Here is a 16727-nt window from a genome sequence, read left to right as displayed (position 1 = left end):
GAGGCCGCAATGCGGCCCCATTCGCTAGCTGGCTCTTGTGAACGCAGGCTCTACTTGAACAGGGCCAGAATGCTCTGCGCGTTCTGATTGGCGATGGCCAGGGCCTGAATGCCGAGCTGCTGCTGCACCTGGAGTGCCTGTAGCCGCGTCGATTCCTCGTTCATGTCAGCGTCGACGAGCTGTCCGACACCGCGCTCAATGGAATCCATCAAATTGGAAACGAAGTCCTTCTGCAGATCGAGGCGGGTCTTTGCGGCACCGAGATCGGCAGCGGCGTTTGACATGCCCGACAGGGCCGTTTCCACATCCGTCAGATAGCCGTCGATATCGGCATCCGCGCCATTGGTGACGATGTCGATCAGCATGATGTCGTCCGCCAGCCCGCCCGGCAGACCGCCGGCGGCGAATAGCTTCACGCTGGCAATGTCGATCTGGATCGTGCCGACCGTGACCGTGCCGGCTGAAGAGCGGTTGTAGGCGGAGACGACTTCCATATTGCCTGTATCGTCCGTTGCCAGAATGTTGGTGCCTGCATAGCTTGCACCGGTGGCCGCGCTCTTGATGTGGTCAAGCAGGATTTCGATTTCGGCCTGGATCTTGCCCTGGTTTTCCGCGCTTGCGCCGCGTGCCGTCACCAGTTTGGATTTGATCGCGTCGACCGCTTCCAGAACATTGTTCATGGCGGTGTAGGAGGTGTCGATTTTGCCGGCGCCAAGGCCGAGCGCGTCCTGCACGGCAGATAATGCCTTGTTGTCGGAGCGCATGGTGGTGGCGATGGACCAATAGGCCGCATTGTCGCTCGCTTCAGCGACACGATAGCCGGTGGAGATCCGGCCCTGAACGACGTCCATGGACTTGTTGGTCGCTTTCAGGCTCTGCAATGCCACCATTGCAGAAGTGTTGGTCATGATGCTGGCCACGTGATCACCCCTTTGTTCAGCCGCCCCTGATGGCACCGCGTGATGGCGCCGGGTATGGTTAACAATAGGTAGAAGCACATGGTTAACAGCCGATTAACGGACGTTAACCGTTATTGACAAGATCAAAAAAAAGACGGGCCGCTCGTGTGAGCGGCCCGTCCATTGTGGAAGGATGCCGGCGCTCGCGCGCCGGGATCAACCATTTTAGCGGAACAGCGACAGGATGTTCTGCGAGTTGGAGTTGGCGATCGACAGCGCCTGAATGCCCAGCTGCTGCTGAACCTGCAGGGCCGACAGACGGGCCGACTCTTCGTTCATGTCCGCATCGACCAGCTGGCCAACACCACGCTCGATGGCGTCGGAGAGCTTGCCAACAAAGTCTTTCTGCAGGTCGACGCGCGACTTGGCAGCACCCAGCTCGGCAGCCTGATCGGCGAGGGCGGCGAGAGCCGTCTCGACGGTGCCAAGTGCGGTGTCGACTGCCGCGTCGGCAACCTGGCCGCCCGAAGCATCGAACAGGGCTGCCGCAACGACGTTCGCCGCGCTACCAGCGGTGCCGGCTGCGTCGAGCACCAGAACGTCGGCGCCCGTCAGCGTGACTTCGTCGATGGAGACGGTCGTGCCGGTACGGTTGTAGGACGCGACGATGTTCACATCGGCGTTGTCCTGGATGATGTTGGAACCGGCATAGTTGGAGTTGCCGACAACCGAGGTGATGTGCTCCTGGAGCGCGTTGATTTCGCCCTGGATCTTCTGCTGGTCTTCCTGCGAAGCACCGCGTGCCGTGACAAGCTTCTGCTTGATCTTGTCGACGGTGTCGATGACTTCATTGATACCCGTGTAGGCCGTGTCGACTTTACCGGCACCGAGACCCAGAGCATCCTGAACGCTGGACAGGGCCTTGTTGTCGGACTTCATCGAAGTCGCGATCGACCAGTAAGCTGCGTTGTCGGCAGCTTCGCCCACGCGCAGGCCCGTCGAAATGCGGGACTGGGTGGTAGCCATGTTCTTGGAGATGTTGTTGAGGGTCTGCAGCGCCGTCATTGCCGACGCGTTGGTCATAAGACTTGCCATGGGATAAACGCCCCTGAAATACAAAACATACGAGGGACATACCGGGCTCACCGGTATGACGGAGCGGCATCATGCCCTTGATCCTGCTGGAAGATCTGTCCGCCATGCTTGAGGGCATTTATCGCGGGAAAGTCCTACCAAAAGGATAATGGGTCGGCTTAATTTTGCAGGGACGGGATTTTCTTCCGGATAGACGCGGTCAACCTTATACGAAGGAGCGAACAAGGCTGCCGACGAGCAGGTTCCAGCCGTCGATCAGGACGAAGAACAATATCTTGAACGGGAGAGACACGACCGTCGGTGGCAGCATCATCATGCCCATCGACATGGTGATGGTCGCGACGATGAGATCAATGACGAGGAAGGGCAGCACGATCAGGAAGCCGATCTCGAAACCGCGCCTGATCTCGGAAATCATGAACGCGGGCACCAGCACCCGCAGATCCGCTGTTTCCACCGTTACGTCGATGTCGATGTTGCCGCGTTCGGCTGCGAGATCGGCAAAGAGAGCGAAATCCTTCTCGCGGACATTGTTGACCATGAAACCGCGGAACGGCTCGGCGATACGCTGCACCGCATCCTCTTCGCTGATTTCATTGTTCATCAGCGGGCGTATTCCTTCCGCCCAGGCACGGTCGAAGGTCGGGGCCATGACATAGAAGGTCATGAACAATGACAGGCTGATCAGGATCAGGTTGGCCGGCGTGGTTGGCAGGCCCATGCCCGCGCGCAGGATCGAGAAGGCGATCACGAAGCGGGTAAAGCTCGTGACCATGATCAGGATGCCCGGCGCAACGGAAAGAACCGTCAACAGACCGAAGAGCTGGATGATCGTGCCGACGGTCGAGCCATCGGCACCCGTCAGTGCGCCAAGGTCGATGGATTGGGCTGCCGCAGCGGATGGAAACAGCGCGCTGGCGACCAGTAAAGCAAGGCGTCTCATTCGAACAGCAGGGCCCTGAACAGGATTTGTTTGACAGCGCCTTCGCTGCGGATGCTGGCGCGCTCTGCAAGATCGGAGCGCAGATGCTGGAGACCGCTGGCCGTTTCCACCTGACGCAGTTTCACCGTGCGCAGATAGGCGAACAGGTCCTGATGGATGGCGGCTGCGACCACGGGGTCGGGTTCGCCCTCAAAGACGAGGGAGAGCTCGGCCCGGACCCAGATCTCGCTTGGCTCGGCCAGATTGGTGGTGATTGGCTCCATCATGAAAATACCGGGTTGCGTGTGCGCCGCAGCGTCCTCTTCCCCGGCGTGTTCGGCAACGGTTGTTTCGGTCGCGGCGGTGGCGGCTTCCTCGGGGCCGCCCGATCTGCTCTGCAGATAGCCGCCGGCGAACCATGCAGCCCCCGCGGCAAGCGCCGACATGACCAGCAGCATCGCCAGCTGAACGACGAGTGAAGGCCCTTTTTTCTCTGGTGGTTGCTGTTCAAGCAGCGCCATGCGTCTTCTGGCTCCGGCGTCGGGTTAGAATGGAAGCACCTGGTCGAGGAACTGCTGGCCGTAGGGCGGCTGCTGAACCTCGCTGATCCGTCCGCGTCCACCGTAGGAGATGCGCGCCTCGGCAATGCGCTCGTAGGAGATCATGTTCTGCGGGTCGATGTCGCTCGGCCGCACGATGCCCTCGATGGTAAGAATGCGCAGCTCCGCGTTGACGCGCACTTCCTGGGTGCCGCGAATACGCAGGTTTCCGTTGGAAAGGACCTGTGTAACCACGGCCGCCACGAGAAGACGGATGTTTTCCGAGCGTTCGGTCTGTCCGCCGCCCGCGGTCGAGGTGCCGGAGCCGATCTTGCCTTCAGCGGCGGCTGAAGAGCCCGCGCCGCCGACCGAATAGGAACCGGAAAGGCCAAGGCTGCGCGCCGCATCGCGGGAGCGCTCGGATTCGTTCTTGAAACGTGCCTTGTCGTTGATCGAGATTTCGACGGTCAGAATGTCGCCGACATTGAGCGCGCGCGGATCTGTGAAGAGCCGACTCTGCTTGTCGTCCCAAAGAGAATAGCGCGTGAGCGCCGGGGCGGGACGCTTGGGGTAGTTGTAGGCAGCCATCACTTCCGGATCGATTGTGGCACCGACCTGAGTCATGGCCGGTTCCTTTCCGATCTCCTTCAGCGACTGCGAACAGCCGGCAACGAAGGCCAGCGGCAGGAGAAATACGGGCCGGAACGTCATGTCGGGTCCTCCGGACGCGCGGCGCTGGCGATGATGGTCGTCAGTGTCGCTGCGGATTTGCTGTTCATTTCATTGAGGATGATGCCCGCCGTGCGCGGTTCGAGCTTCATCAGGATTGCGGCGGCAAGCTCCACACGGACTTCCGCAAGGCGCTCGGCGGCAGCATCGGGCCGCATGGAGGCGTAGATCTCCACGATGCCGGCCTCTGCCTGCGCCAGGAAGACGTTGCGACGCTGAAGCCAGCCTTCATAGTCGGCGCGCTTCTGCTCAAGTGCGGCGATACGTTCGTCCACTTCGCCCCTGAGCTTTTTCAGTTCCATGGCCTGGAGCGCATAGCGGCGGTCCCGCGCGGCGTCGGCAATATTGGCGCAGAAACGTTCCACCTCGTCCGGCTTCATGCTGGCAGGATTGTCTGCCGCCAGCGCATGGAGCGGCGCAATCTGCGTAGCGAAAACGAGACCGGCGAACGCGGCGGAGGCGGTTTTCTTCAATCGGGTCCGGCGTGACATGCGGCGCACCTATTGCAGCACGAGTTCGGCCTGAAGCGCACCGGCGGACTTGATGCCCTGAAGGATCGCAATGATGCCATCGGGCTTCACGCCCAGCCGATTGAGGCCGGAAACGAGGGTTTGCAGATTGGGACCGTCCAGCAGCGCCACATTGGCATCGGGCTGGTCGGCTTCGATTTCGGTAAAGGGTTCGATCGCAGTCTCGCCGCGCGAGAACGGCTCGGGCTGGACCACACGCGGCGTCTCGGTGATGCGCACGGTGAGCGTGCCGTGGCTTATGGCAACGCGGGAAATGCGGACGTCATTGCCGATGACCACGGTGCCGGTGCGCTCGTCGACCACAACGCGGGCCGGACCGTCGGACTCCACCATCAGGTTTTCGATCTCGGCGTAGAAGCGGGCGTAAGAGATGCCCTTGGGCCGGCGAATGCGGATCGTGCGGGCATCCTCTTCCTGGGCAAGCCGGGCACCGAAACGTGAGCCGGTATAGGTGTTGATCGCGTCTGCAACGCGCACGGCCGTTGAGAAATCCGCGTTGCGCAATTGCAGGACAAGGCTTGCGCTGTCGGACATGGAAGCCTCGACCTTGCGCTCGATGATGGCGCCATTGGGCACGCGGCCCGAGGTCGGCACGCCCTGCGTCAGTGTTTCTGCCTGTCCCTGGGCGCTGAAACCGGAAACGATGACGGACCCCTGTGCCACGGCGTAAATCTCGCCATCGGCGGCGCGAAGGGGCGTCATCACCAGCGTGCCGCCGGCGAGCGATGTCGAGTCGCCCAGCGAGGAGACGCTGACGTCGATCCGTGCGCCCGACTGCACGAAGGGCGGGAGGTTTGCGGTGACGATGACGGCGGCAACGTTTTTTGCGCGGGCGCGGCCACCTTCCGACGCGATGCCGAGATTTTCAAGCATCGCGCGCATGGACTGTTCGGTGAAGGGCGAGTTGCGCAGGCTGTCGCCGCTGCCCTGCAGACCGATCACCAGGCCGTAGCCGACAAGCTGGTTGTCGCGTGCGGCCTGCAGCATGGCAATGTCCTTGATGCGCGATGCGGCGCCGGCCGGCAGGGCCAGCGTCAGCGCCATCAGGACTGAAAGGAAAAGGCGAGACATCATATGGCACCGACCTGAACGCTTCCGTCAGCCAGCACCACACCCGTGAAGGTGCGGCCGCTCTCGATGTTGCGCAACCGGATCATGTCGCCGGCGGCACCCGCCTGAAGCGGAACCGCGCGCAGGGAAATGACGAGGGGGCCTTCGCTGAAGGTCACGGTGACGGGGCTGCCGGTTTCCACCAGATAGGCATCGCGGACATAGCTGATGGGGATGAGACGGCCCGGAAGCAGCGTGCGCCGGGCGACCTTGCCGTCAATGTCTTCCAGCATCCGGGCAATCGCCGTGTTGCCGCGTGGCGGGCGGCGCAGAACCACCTCGTCAAGCGCGTCTACGGAGATGGTTTCGCCGGGATAGATGACGCGGGTAGACACCACCGCCTGCTCCAGCGCCGCAGCCGGAAGGCCGGTCGCAACGAAGCTGGCCAGTGCGAGGATGAGCGCGGAGAGGAGGGTGTGCCGTTTCATGCGAACCTACCGGATCGACTGGGTGACGGTTGCAGCCATTTCATCGGCCGCGCGGATGACCTTTGAATTCATCTCGTAAGCGCGCTGCGCGGAGATCAGCTCTGTGATTTCTTTTACGGGGTCCACATTGGAGCCCTCGAGATAGCCCTGCTCGATGACGGCGAAGCCCGGATCGCCCGGCACGCCCTGAATGGCGGCTCCCGAAGCGGGAGTCTCGCGGAACAGATTGTCGCCAATCGGGTCGAGGCCGGCTTCATTGGCGAAGTTGGCAAGTGTGAGCTGACCCAGGTCCTGAAGCTCTGCCTGCCCGTCGATCCGCGCAAAAACCTGTCCGGTCTTGTTGATCACGACCTCCACGGCATCTTCGGGAATGACGATTGCCGGGTTCACGTTGTAGCCCTGGGTGGTGACGAGCTGGCCTGTCGCATTGGTGTTGAAGGAGCCGGCGCGCGTATAGAGCGGCTCGCCATCAGTGCCTTCGATCTCGAACCAGCCCTTGCCGACCAGCGCGACATCCAGCTTGTTGCCGGTGTTGTTCATCGGCCCCTGGATATGCAGGTTGCGGACAGCCGCGGCCTTGACGCCGAGGCCGACATTTGCGCCCTCCGGCACGATGGCCTGGTTGGCGCGGCTGGGAACGCCCTGCATGCGCTCGGTCTGATAGAGCAGATCCGAGAACTCGGCGCGTGCGCGCTTGAAGCCGGTCGTGTTGATGTTGGCGATGTTGTTGGCGATGACTTCAAGATTGAGCTGCTGGGCGCTCATGCCGGTGGCGGCGATCGACAGGGCTTTCATCAATCAGGCTCCTCAGATGGCCATGCGGCTGATGTCGAGATACGCGGTGACGAGCTTGTCGCGGACGGCGATCGCTGCCTGCAGCGCCTGCTCGGCACTCATGACCGCATCCACAACTTCGCGGGTTTCGGCTTCGCCCTGAAGTGCCTTCAGCGAGACACCCTCGGCGTGGTTGAGCCTTGCCATGGTATTGGCGGCTGCTTCGCCCAGCATGGCGCTGAAGGCTTCTCCGGTTTCGGAGGCGGGGGCCTGGCGTGCCGGCTGAATGCCGGTGGCTTCCGTCAGGGTCGAAGGGGCAATGCTGCCGACTGGAGGAATCATGACTGGCTCCGCATCAAATCAATGGTCATGGAAATGAGTTCGCGCGCCTGCTTGATGACCTGCAGGTTCGCTTCATAGCCGCGGTTGGCCTCGCGCATGTCGGCCATCTCGATCAGCACGTTCACATTCGGCATCTTGACGTAGCCGCGCTCGTCCGCCGCCTCGTGACCGGGGTTGAACTCAAGGGTGAACTCGGTGGGATCGCGGGCAACCGATCCAACCTCGACGACGCTGCCGCCGATATTGCGGTCGAGCTCGGCGACGAAGCTGATCGTCTTGCGGCGATAGGGATCTCCGCCCGGAATGTCGCTGGTCGACTTGGCGTTTGCCAGGTTTTCCGAAACCACCTGCATGCGCTCGGACTGCGCCTGCAGGCCGGATGCGGCGACTTTCAGGGATGCGGAAAGCGGGTCCACGGATTATCCTCTCGATGTGTTCATGAGCATGCGGTGAAAGGCCTTGACGATGGCCGTGTTGAGCTCGAACGAGCGACGAACCTCACCTGCATTGGCCAGTTCGTTTTCCATTTTCACCGTGTTCTCCGAGGGCAGCACGGCCGGGTCATCGGTACTGCCGACGGCGAAAGAAGCGTTGGTCGCGCCAAATTGCAGATGGTTCGGATTGGTGCTCTTCAAAGCCACCCGCGAGCCGTTCAGAACATTTTCGAACGGCTCGACCTCAAGCGCCTTGTAGCCGGGCGTGTTGATGTTGGCGACATTGCTCGCCACCGTCGTCTGACGGACGGAAAGCCATTTCGCCTGCTGGGTGGCGAGATCGAACAGGTTGACGGGCTGCATCAGGCAGGTCTCTCGGTCTATGCAAACATCCTGAACGGCACTTTAGGCAGCCAGTCTTGTGCGGGCCTTACGTTCCGTCTTCGGCAGATACCCTGATCACCAGTTCGCGCGTCGTGATCATTTCCCACTGCCCGTTTTTCCAAACGATCTGGGCGACACGGCTGCCATCCGGCAGGCGTGAACCGCGCTGGACCAGCCAGTAGCCGTCTTCATCTTCGATCATGGCGCGCCCCCCGACCGCGTGTACCAGGCGGAAGCCCGGCTCATCGCCGGGGAAGGGTTGATCCTCAAGCACCCCGGTCGGTGTGCGGTCGACCGTGCCGGTGGAGGTGTAGTCGACCTGTGGCAGCGGGATCATCTGGGAGGGAATGCGTGCGCCGACCAGGGCAGGCAGAGCCTCGCGTGACGGCCCCTGCGGGGAGGGGCGGCCGGCAAATGTCATGGGGCGAACGCCAAACTGTTCCTGATTGAAGAAGATATACCAGGGAAACATGGCACAGACGGCGGCAAGCCCAATGCCGCCGAGCATGATCATCCAGTCACTCCGGCTGCTGCCCGGCTTGTGCAGGGCGCTCGCCTTTTCAAGGCGACGTGGAAGAAATGCGGATCGTCGCGAAGGCAGAGGAGCCTCGACAACGGGTGCGGCGGTCGGGTTCGGTTCGGTTCGCCGCCCGTCCGGCAGTTCAAGACTGGCCAGTTTCAGCGTCATTGTACCGGTTCTCCGGCTTTCAGTTTCATCGCCAGATCCGTGAAGGGATCAGTCGAACGTGGATCGTTCGGCGACTGGGTAAGGGCATCGTAGATCAGCGGAATTTGGCGGACCGCCTGATCGAGTTCCGCGTCGTTTCCAGGCTGATAGGCACCGAGCAGGCGAATGTCGCGTGTGTCTTCAAAGCGGGCGATCATGGAGCGCAGCCGGGTTACGAGGCGCTTTTCGTCGGGTTTCCAGGCGCGATCGGCAAGGCGCGAGATAGAGGCCAGCGGATTGACGGGTGGAAAGCGTCCCTGTTCGGCGATTGCGCGGTCGAGCACGACGTGACCGTCAAGAATGCCCCGTACTGCGTCGGCGACGGGATCATTATGATCGTCGCCGTCGACAAGGACGGACAGTATGGCGGTTATGGATCCGCGGCCGGCTTCGCCGGGCCCGGCGCGTTCGAGCAGGCGCGGCAGCTCGGTGAACACCGATGCCGGGTAGCCGCGCGCCACGGGTGGCTCGCCGGCCCCGATGGAGACCTCGCGCAGGGCATGGGCAAAGCGCGTGATGGAATCGAGAATGAGCAGCACCTTGTCACCGCGATCGCGAAAGTACTCCGCGATGCTCATGGCTGTATCCGGTGCTCGTCTGCGCATCATGGCGCTTTCATCGCTGGTGGCGACCACAGCCACCGATTTGGCCATGCCCTGCGGTCCGATCGTGTCTTCGAGAAATTCACGGACCTCACGCCCGCGTTCTCCTACCAGCGCGATCACCACCGTGTCGAACGCATCCGCGTTGGCCAGCATGGACAGAAGCGTGGACTTGCCGACACCGGAACCGGCGAAAACGCCGAGCCGCTGCCCATGGCAAAGCGGGGTGAAGATGTCGATGACCCGAACGCCTGTCCGGAACGCTTCCGAAACACGCTGCCGTTGCATGGCCGGCGGTGTGACGGGGGCGAAGCCGGAGACTGAAGGTCCGCCAGCGGGAGCGGGTTTCCCATCGGCGGGGCGACCAAGCGCGTCGACGACCCTGCCGCGCCAGGACGGGGCGGGCGCGAGATCGAGTTGTCCACGGTTGAACACGGCTTCGCCAAGACCGACAGAACCGGCTTCTTCGTAAGGCGCGACGAGAACACCGTCCTGCGCGATGCGCACCACTTCGCCCGCACCGGCAATGCCGCCCTTGCGATTGTGTCGCGATACCAGATCACCGAGCCTTGCCGTTTCAGACAGGCCGCGCACGCTATAATGCGTGGGAGAAACTTCGCTGACGCGTCCGCCATGCCGGATGAGAAAACGCTCATCGCCCGCGATGCGCCGATAGGCTTCTTCCAGTGCCGTGAGCACGGTTTCCCTCGGCGGTGAGGCTGGCACTGCGGGTTCTGTCATGGCTTCTCTCATGCGCCCAGCAGTTTGATGGCATCTTTCAGCGCGGTGTCGCTATCGCTCATCAGCGCCGAGACGTGTTCAAAGGTGCGCTGCACCTCAATAAGGTTCATCATTTCGAGAACCGGGTTGACGTTGGCTTCTTCCACGAAACCCTGCGCCACGCCCGCATCCGGCTGGTCGATCACCGGTTGCGGATCATTGGCAACGAAGCCGGAGTTGCCGAACCGCGCATAGTCCTGCGAGGGGGCGAAGGCGTAGAGGCCGATGGCGCCGACCAGCTGGCCATTCTGGCGCAGCGTGCCATCGGCGCTTGCCTCAGGCGGACCGGCAAGGGGATCGAGCAGCAACGGCGCGCCGCCGGCGTCGAGCACCGGGTGCCCGTCTATGCTGACCAGTTCGCCGGTCTCGCGCATGGTGAAGCGGCCATCCCTCGTGACGACTGTGCCGGCCGGCGTCTCGAGCGCGAACCAGGCATCGCCCTGTACTGCGAAGTCGAAAGGGTTTTTCGTTTCGCGCAGGCCGCCCGCATGGATGGCAATGCTGGGTGTGCCGGGTGCGGCAAACGAGACAGAATCCGGGCCGTCGCCATTGACCATGTCGCGGAAGTTTACCGATGTGGCGCGAAAGCCGACCGTACCGGCATTCGCGACGTTGTCGGCCAGTGTTCCAAGGCGCTTTTCAAGCGCCACCTGGGAGGACAGGGCGACGTAGAGTCCGGTCTGCATGGGGTCTCTTACCTCTTCAGCTGCGCAATGGTGAAAAGCATGTCGGTGGAGATGCCGAACTCCGCCGGCTGACTGAACAGCGCGGCGATGGAGGTCTGCTGGGAGCTGGTCGGGTTTTCAAGCTCCCACATGGTGGTGAAGCGCTTCAGAAAGTCCTCCAGCTTCTCCGGATCCCGAAAATCCGCGATGTCGATGCGTTCCCTGATCATCTCGACCTGCTTGTCGATGTCGGCCTGGGCCAGCGCTGCGGGGAAACCGAGCGCAGTGCGCACCACCTGGGCAATGGCCTTGTCAGCGAGCAGTTCGTAGTAGGAGCGGAATTCGGGGGCCTTGCGCTGGAAATAGAGCGCCAGCCGCACGCCCTCGTTTTCCCTGCCTGCGTCTTCTTCGAGCGTCTGGCGCACATAGCGTTCGACGGCGAGGTTGTTTGCGATGTTGTAGGTGGTCGCGTCTTCGCCGTAGCGGGCGAAATTGAAGGCTTCCGCGAGTGCCCTGTAGCGCTTGTCTTCGGTCTGGTTTGCGGGGCTTTCGGGATCATCGATGCCGCCCTCCAGAACCGAGCGCAGGAATTTGAGGTCGATCACTTCGTCCACCTCGAACCCATGCGCCATGAGCGCGAAGGTCAGCATTTCCTGGTCGCCCATCAGATCATCGACGGATTTGATGTCGGGTATTTTCGCCAGATAGTTGTTGATGCTGCCGATCAGTGCGGGATCGTTCGGTGCCGTGCCGTTCTTGATGGCGCGTGTGAGATATTTGTCGACCGTTCCCTTCTGCGCCGGATTGTAGTTGGTGGTGTCGGCGCCACCGGCCGCAAAATTATAGGTGCGGGCAAATTCGACATAGCGCTTGTCGGTCAGTTTGTTGGCGAAACTGTCGGGGGCGCTGATGCCCTCCTCCAGAACCTTCACCATGAACGCCTTGGCGTAGGCCATGTCGTCCAGCCCGTGTGCTTTCATGGCATAGCGGAAGAGGCGGTCGTTATTGACGAACTCCTCAATGGAGGTCACCCGGCCGATGTTCTCCTGATAATATTCGGTCTCGCGCTGCACCATGGGCTGCGACTGCACGCGCTCCAGCGACCGCGACAGGTCGCGGTTGATGAGGTTGTAGCTCGTGAACGTGTTGATCAAGGCGCACCCTCCGCCATCTTCGGTTGCGCAACCCTAGTTCGCCTATCTTGCGCGAGGCTTTCGCGCAGACTTTCGGCATTCAAGCCTCACGCAAGCCACGGCGGATACACAGGAGGAGAGGCCTATAAAAGATGGCGGTATAGATGGGTATTCTTGTTGGACTGGTGGTAACGCTCGGCTGCGTGATCGGCGGCTATATGGCAATGGGCGGGCATGTGGACGTGCTTTTCCAGCCGTGGGAATTCGTGATCATCTGCGGCGCGGCATTCGGCACGTTTCTGGTCGCTAACCCCATGTCGACCGTGAAAGACGCCGGCAAGGCCTGTGTCGAGGCATTCAAGGGCGCGGTTCCGAAGGAAACCGAATATCTCGAGACGCTCGGTGTCCTGCACAGCCTGATGCGGGAATTGCGAACCAAGTCGCGCAGCGAGGTTGAAGCCCATATCGACAACCCGGAAGAATCCGCGATCTTTCAGACCTATCCGACGATCCTGAAAAACAAGGATCTTACCAATTTCATCTGCGATTACTGCCGTATCATCATTATCGGCAATGCCCGGCCCTTCGAGATCGAAGCGTTGATGGATGAAGAAATCCAGACCATCCGCCGCGACAAGCTGAAATCGTACAATGCACTTGTCGCCGTCTCCGAGGGATTGCCGGCGCTCGGCATCGTGGCTGCCGTGCTGGGCGTCATCAAGGCCATGGGCGCGATCAACGAGTCGCCCGAGATACTGGGTGGTCTGGTCGGCGCCGCGCTTGTGGGCACCTTCCTGGGCATCTTCATGTCCTATGCGGTGGTCGGCCCGATCGCGACCAAGATCAAGATCGTGCGCGAAAAGAAGAACCGGCTCTACGTCATCGTGAAGCAGACGCTGCTTGCCTACATGAACGGCTCGCTGCCGCAGGTGGCGCTTGAGTTCGGCCGCAAGACCATTTCCGCTTATGACCGGCCGACGATCGATGCGGTCGAGCAGAGCACCATGAATGCCGGTGGCGAAAAGCAGGCCGCGTGATGCAGCAGGATCAACGGAGTAACAGCCGATCATGGCGCTGACGGAAGACCCAGAACTGATGCGTGCGCTGGTCGTGGAGCGGCTGGTGGGCGCCACCGGAGATCCGCGAAAGGTGGTCGAGGCGGCGCGCTCCTGTGCGACACGGGCCCTGCCGCGCGTGATGGAAAGCCTGGAAGAAAAGCTGCCGACACCGATCGCGGTGGATCTGGTTGATGTGGAGATCGTGCGGCTTGCGGAGCTGAAGCCCCAGCCCGATTGCTGCGACGCGCTGGTGGTCGTTCCTGGAGAAGTTTCCGGAGACGCGCTGACCATGCGGCTCGACCCCACGGCCATATCCCTGCTCGTCGGCGCGATGTTCGGCGGCAATCCCGAGCTGCCGGCGGTTCCGGTCGAGCGCCCGCCTTCTGCCATCGAGCGTGATGTGGCGGCCCATGCTTTCGAGCTCTTCGCAAAGGCGCTGAACGGAAAAGGCGCCCGTTCCCTCGGTCTGCGGTTGCAGATGCCCACGGTGCTGGCGGGTGCGGATTTTCGCCGCTTCGTCGTGCGTGACGGTCCGGGTGTGCGGATACGGTTTGCCGTTGGCGGGGAAGAGCAGGGCGGCCTTTTGACCGCATGGATGCCGCAGCGGCTGCTGCTTGAAACGCGCGACACCGAGACGGACGACAAGCGCCAGCAGAATGCGAAGGCGGCCGACTGGCACAACCGGTTCAGCGATGAGGTCATGCGCTCGAATGTGCGCCTCAAAGCGACCATTCCGCTGATGCGCATGGCGCTTGGACAACTCGCATCGCTTCACGAAGGTCAGGTGATCGAGTTTGGCGACGGCGCGCAGCCTGAGGCGCGGCTCGCCGTGCGCGACAAGACGGTGTTCACGTGTGACTTCGGAAAGGCCGGACATCACTACACGGTGCGGATCAAACAACCCTTCGACGCCCGCAAGGATGTCGTCGAGGGACTTCTGGCGCAATGATGTGCCGGAAAGGCGGTGAAGGAGAATGACGATGACGAATGCCGAGCCTGAGCCGCAGGAAAACGGCGAGGAAGAGCTCAACAAGGCGATTGAGGAACTCAAGGACGTTCTTCACGAGGATAGCCCCGGTGCGCGTGAAAGGGTCGATTCCTTTTCGGGAAATCCAGACCTGGTCATGAGCATCCCGGTTGAGGTCCAGATTGTACTGGGCAGTGCCGAGATGCCGGTATCGCAGCTCATGGCCCTGAAAAAGGGTTCGACGGTGTCGCTCAACCGGCGTGTCGGCGAACCGGTGGAGATCGTGGTGAACGGCCGGCGCATCGCGCGTGGCGAGATTACGCTGGTCGATGACGATCCGTCACGCTTCGGTGTGAAACTCACTGAAATCGCCGGCAAGGCATCTGCTGAATAACGCGGATAACGGATTGCGGATAGAAAGGTCGGATCGGTCATGACTGAAGCTCTGGCTCTGACACAGGCACAGAAGGCAGCCACCATTCTCGTGGCCATGGGCAAGCCCTCGGCGGGGCGGCTCTTGAAGTTCTTCAAGCAGGACGAACTCAAGGCGCTCATGGAAGGGGCACGCCTGTTGCGGACAATTCCGCAGGCGGAGCTGGAGAAGGTGGTCAGCGAATTCGAGAGCGAGTTCACTGAAGGGGCCGGCCTGCTCGATTCTGCGGACAGCATCGACACGATCCTCAATGAAACCCTTTCCGAAGAAGAGATGAACCTTCTCATGGGGCGCAATGCGCCGGTCGCCAGCGAGGCAGAGGAGGTCTGGGCGGAACTTGAGAAGCTGCCGGCTGAAGAATTGATCGAATTGATTTCGGCGGAACACCCGCAGGTTATCGCGGCCATTCTAAGCGGTATCTCTTCGTCCATCGCGGCCAAGGTTCTGGTGAGCCTGGACAAGAACCTGCGGACCTCCGTCGTCAGCCGCATGGCCGCGACGGGTGAAATGCCGGTGCAGGCGAAGAAGCTTATTGAAAACCGGATGAGTGACCTTTTGCGCAACATGCGCGCGGGCAAGGATTCCGCTGTCGGACTCGCACGTGTCGCCTCGCTGCTGAACGAACTCGACAAGGATCAGGCGGACGAGGTCATTCACGATCTGGAGCTGACAGGCACAAGCGACGTGAAGGCGATCCGCTCGCAGCTTTTCAGCTTCGAGGAGATCGTGCTGCTCGACCAGAAGGCGCGTGTTGCGCTGTTCGACGGCCTGTCGAGCGAGCTTGTCACGCTGGCACTTCGAAACGCGCCGGAGGATACCGTGGAGGCTGTCCTCTCGGCACTGGGCCAGCGCACGCGCCGCATGATCGAAGCCGAGCTCAGCTCCGGTTCGGAGGACGTGCAGGAGGCCGACATCATGCAGGCCCGGAGACGCATCTCCGCGAGTGCGGTTCAGCTCGCGCAGCAGGGTAGTTTTGTCCTGCCCAGCATGCAGCAGCAGGAAGCCGCCTGACGGTTTCGGAAGGAGAAGCCCGGCGCGCGATCCCGCGGAGCCGGGCGACCACATCTTCAATCGTCTGAGCGAAGGTCCTGATGGCGGAAGGTGCCGACAAGGAAAGCAAGACAGAAGAGGCAACGGAAAAGAAGATCCGTGACTCTATCGACAAGGGCCAATTGCCCTTTTCAAAAGAGGCGCCGGTTTTTGCTTCCTTTCTTGCCATTCTGACATTCACAATCTTCTTCGCGCAGGACAGCGCGGTGCGGCTTGGCAGCTTCCTGTCCATCTTTCTTGAGCGGGCGGATGGCTGGTCGCTTGAAACACGCTCCGATGCGATGGCGATTTACCAGCTCGTTTTCATGGAGATCGCAAAGGTTGTCGGCATCGTCATGCTTCTGCTCGTGGCGGCTGGCGTTGCCGCATCCGTGCTGCAGAACACGCCGCGCTTTGTGCTCGACCGGATCAAGCCGAAACTTTCACGAATCTCGCTGAAAGAGGGCTGGAGCCGGATTTTTGGTGCCAAAGGCTTCGTCGAATTCGCAAAATCAGTGGGAAAGATCATCGTGGCAGGTGGTTTTCTGGTTCTGGCGATGCGCGAGGCCGAGACCCGCCTCCTCGCCGGCATGATCACCAATCCGGTGGAATTCACGTCCGTCATCCGCGACATCGCGGTTCAGAGCCTTGTGGTCGTGACCCTGGTGGTCGCGGTTATCGCCGTCGCCGATCTTTTCTGGTCGCGTCATCAGTGGCGGGTGGACCTGCGCATGACGAGGCAGGAGGTGAAGGACGAGCACAAGCAGACCGAAGGTGATCCGATCGTCAAGGCGCGGCTGCGCTCGCTTGCGCGTGATCGCGCCCGCCAGCGCATGATGTCGGCCGTGCCGCAGGCGACGCTCGTGATCGCCAACCCGACCCATTTCGCCATCGCGCTTCGCTATCGACGGGATGAAGATGCAGCGCCCGTTGTCGTGGCAAAGGGGCAGGATCTCATCGCGCTCAGGATCAGGGAGATCGCCACGGAGCACAACATTCCTGTCTTCGAGGAACCGGTGCTCGCGCGCTCCATGTACAAACAAGTTTCGGTTGATAATTTGATTCCGTCACAGTTCTACAAGGCCGTGGCGGAGCTGATCCGCCGCATCTACAGAACCGGTGAAAGACCGTAGTCAGCAGGGATACA

21 protein-coding genes are annotated in these 16727 nt (G+C 61.5%); 5 read left to right on the top strand and 16 right to left on the bottom strand.

Annotated elements, in window-relative coordinates:
- Positions 1-50 precede the first annotated feature (50 nt).
- From AC07E3_RS12055 to AC07E3_RS11980, 16 genes are all read right to left on the bottom strand, one after another.
- Positions 51-920 (bottom strand): flagellin N-terminal helical domain-containing protein, encoded by an 870-nt coding sequence (locus AC07E3_RS12055; protein WP_025029089.1) that lies wholly within the window; start codon positions 918-920, stop codon positions 51-53.
- Between the two features lie 204 nt (positions 921-1124).
- A complete protein-coding gene (locus AC07E3_RS12050; RefSeq protein WP_007008624.1) occupies positions 1125-1994 on the bottom strand; it encodes a flagellin N-terminal helical domain-containing protein in 870 nt (289 codons plus the stop codon).
- 205 nt (positions 1995-2199) lie between these two features.
- On the bottom strand, positions 2200-2937 hold the full coding sequence (fliP, locus tag AC07E3_RS12045) for a flagellar type III secretion system pore protein FliP (protein WP_223006151.1): 738 nt from the start codon (positions 2935-2937) through the stop codon (positions 2200-2202).
- Entirely contained in the window at positions 2934-3437 is a 504-nt protein-coding gene (locus tag AC07E3_RS12040) for a flagellar basal body-associated FliL family protein (protein WP_478362146.1), read from the bottom strand. Before AC07E3_RS12040 ends, fliP begins: the two co-directional genes overlap by 4 nt.
- Positions 3438-3461: 24 nt before the next feature.
- The gene (gene flgH / locus AC07E3_RS12035) at positions 3462-4166 is read right to left on the bottom strand and encodes a flagellar basal body L-ring protein FlgH (RefSeq protein ID WP_065815724.1); all 705 of its coding nucleotides are present in this window, start codon (positions 4164-4166) and stop codon (positions 3462-3464) included.
- Positions 4163-4675: a MotE family protein gene (locus tag AC07E3_RS12030; RefSeq protein ID WP_336069346.1), complete on the bottom strand. Its 513-nt coding sequence runs from the start codon at positions 4673-4675 to the stop codon at positions 4163-4165. The genes flgH and AC07E3_RS12030 overlap by 4 nt, the downstream gene beginning before the upstream one ends.
- Positions 4676-4684: 9 nt before the next feature.
- On the bottom strand, positions 4685-5788 hold the full coding sequence (locus AC07E3_RS12025; protein ID WP_478362144.1) for a flagellar basal body P-ring protein FlgI: 1104 nt from the start codon (positions 5786-5788) through the stop codon (positions 4685-4687).
- Positions 5785-6252, bottom strand: a complete 468-nt coding sequence (gene flgA / locus AC07E3_RS12020; protein WP_336069351.1) for a flagellar basal body P-ring formation chaperone FlgA — start codon at positions 6250-6252, stop codon at positions 5785-5787. The genes AC07E3_RS12025 and flgA overlap by 4 nt, the downstream gene beginning before the upstream one ends.
- 6 nt (positions 6253-6258) lie before the next feature.
- Entirely contained in the window at positions 6259-7047 is a 789-nt protein-coding gene (flgG, locus tag AC07E3_RS12015) for a flagellar basal-body rod protein FlgG (protein ID WP_007008631.1), read from the bottom strand.
- Between the two features lie 12 nt (positions 7048-7059).
- Entirely contained in the window at positions 7060-7368 is a 309-nt protein-coding gene (gene fliE, locus AC07E3_RS12010) for a flagellar hook-basal body complex protein FliE (RefSeq protein WP_459438751.1), read from the bottom strand.
- The gene (gene flgC / locus AC07E3_RS12005; RefSeq protein ID WP_007008633.1) at positions 7365-7784 is read right to left on the bottom strand and encodes a flagellar basal body rod protein FlgC; all 420 of its coding nucleotides are present in this window, start codon (positions 7782-7784) and stop codon (positions 7365-7367) included. The genes fliE and flgC overlap by 4 nt, the downstream gene beginning before the upstream one ends.
- Positions 7785-7787: 3 nt before the next feature.
- Positions 7788-8165 carry a flagellar basal body rod protein FlgB gene (flgB, locus tag AC07E3_RS12000; RefSeq protein ID WP_336069359.1) on the bottom strand — a complete coding sequence of 126 codons (378 nt, stop codon included), beginning with the start codon at positions 8163-8165 and terminating at the stop codon, positions 7788-7790.
- Positions 8166-8232: 67 nt separating this feature from the next.
- On the bottom strand, positions 8233-8874 hold the full coding sequence (locus AC07E3_RS11995) for a hypothetical protein (protein ID WP_336069361.1): 642 nt from the start codon (positions 8872-8874) through the stop codon (positions 8233-8235).
- Positions 8871-10256 carry a flagellar protein export ATPase FliI gene (gene fliI, locus AC07E3_RS11990; protein WP_478362141.1) on the bottom strand — a complete coding sequence of 462 codons (1386 nt, stop codon included), beginning with the start codon at positions 10254-10256 and terminating at the stop codon, positions 8871-8873. Before fliI ends, AC07E3_RS11995 begins: the two co-directional genes overlap by 4 nt.
- 8 nt (positions 10257-10264) lie before the next feature.
- Complete coding sequence (gene flgF, locus AC07E3_RS11985; RefSeq protein ID WP_336069365.1) at positions 10265-10981, bottom strand: flagellar basal-body rod protein FlgF; 717 nt, start codon at positions 10979-10981, stop codon at positions 10265-10267.
- Between the two features lie 8 nt (positions 10982-10989).
- Positions 10990-12114, bottom strand: a complete 1125-nt coding sequence (locus AC07E3_RS11980) for a DUF1217 domain-containing protein (RefSeq protein WP_478362139.1) — start codon at positions 12112-12114, stop codon at positions 10990-10992.
- 143 nt (positions 12115-12257) lie between these two features.
- Here AC07E3_RS11980 and motA point away from each other — a divergent pair, with 143 nt between their 5' ends.
- The 5 genes from motA (at position 12258) to flhB (ending at position 16713) form a co-directional block, all read left to right on the top strand.
- On the top strand, positions 12258-13130 hold the full coding sequence (gene motA / locus AC07E3_RS11975) for a flagellar motor stator protein MotA (RefSeq protein WP_065815715.1): 873 nt from the start codon (positions 12258-12260) through the stop codon (positions 13128-13130).
- Positions 13131-13161: 31 nt separating this feature from the next.
- The gene (locus AC07E3_RS11970; protein ID WP_336069371.1) at positions 13162-14100 is read left to right on the top strand and encodes a FliM/FliN family flagellar motor switch protein; all 939 of its coding nucleotides are present in this window, start codon (positions 13162-13164) and stop codon (positions 14098-14100) included.
- A 25-nt stretch (positions 14101-14125) separates the two neighbouring features.
- A complete protein-coding gene (gene fliN, locus AC07E3_RS11965; protein ID WP_065815713.1) occupies positions 14126-14512 on the top strand; it encodes a flagellar motor switch protein FliN in 387 nt (128 codons plus the stop codon).
- A gap of 39 nt (positions 14513-14551) precedes the next feature.
- A complete protein-coding gene (locus AC07E3_RS11960; RefSeq protein ID WP_336069376.1) occupies positions 14552-15562 on the top strand; it encodes a FliG C-terminal domain-containing protein in 1011 nt (336 codons plus the stop codon).
- Positions 15563-15642: 80 nt separating this feature from the next.
- Positions 15643-16713 carry a flagellar biosynthesis protein FlhB gene (flhB, locus tag AC07E3_RS11955; RefSeq protein WP_478362135.1) on the top strand — a complete coding sequence of 357 codons (1071 nt, stop codon included), beginning with the start codon at positions 15643-15645 and terminating at the stop codon, positions 16711-16713.
- The last annotated feature ends 14 nt before the right edge of the window (positions 16714-16727 follow it).

This window comes from Nitratireductor lacus (genome assembly GCF_056431025.1).
The sequence above is the reverse complement of the archived record's forward strand: the minus strand, read 5'-3'. Positions and strand labels throughout refer to the sequence as shown.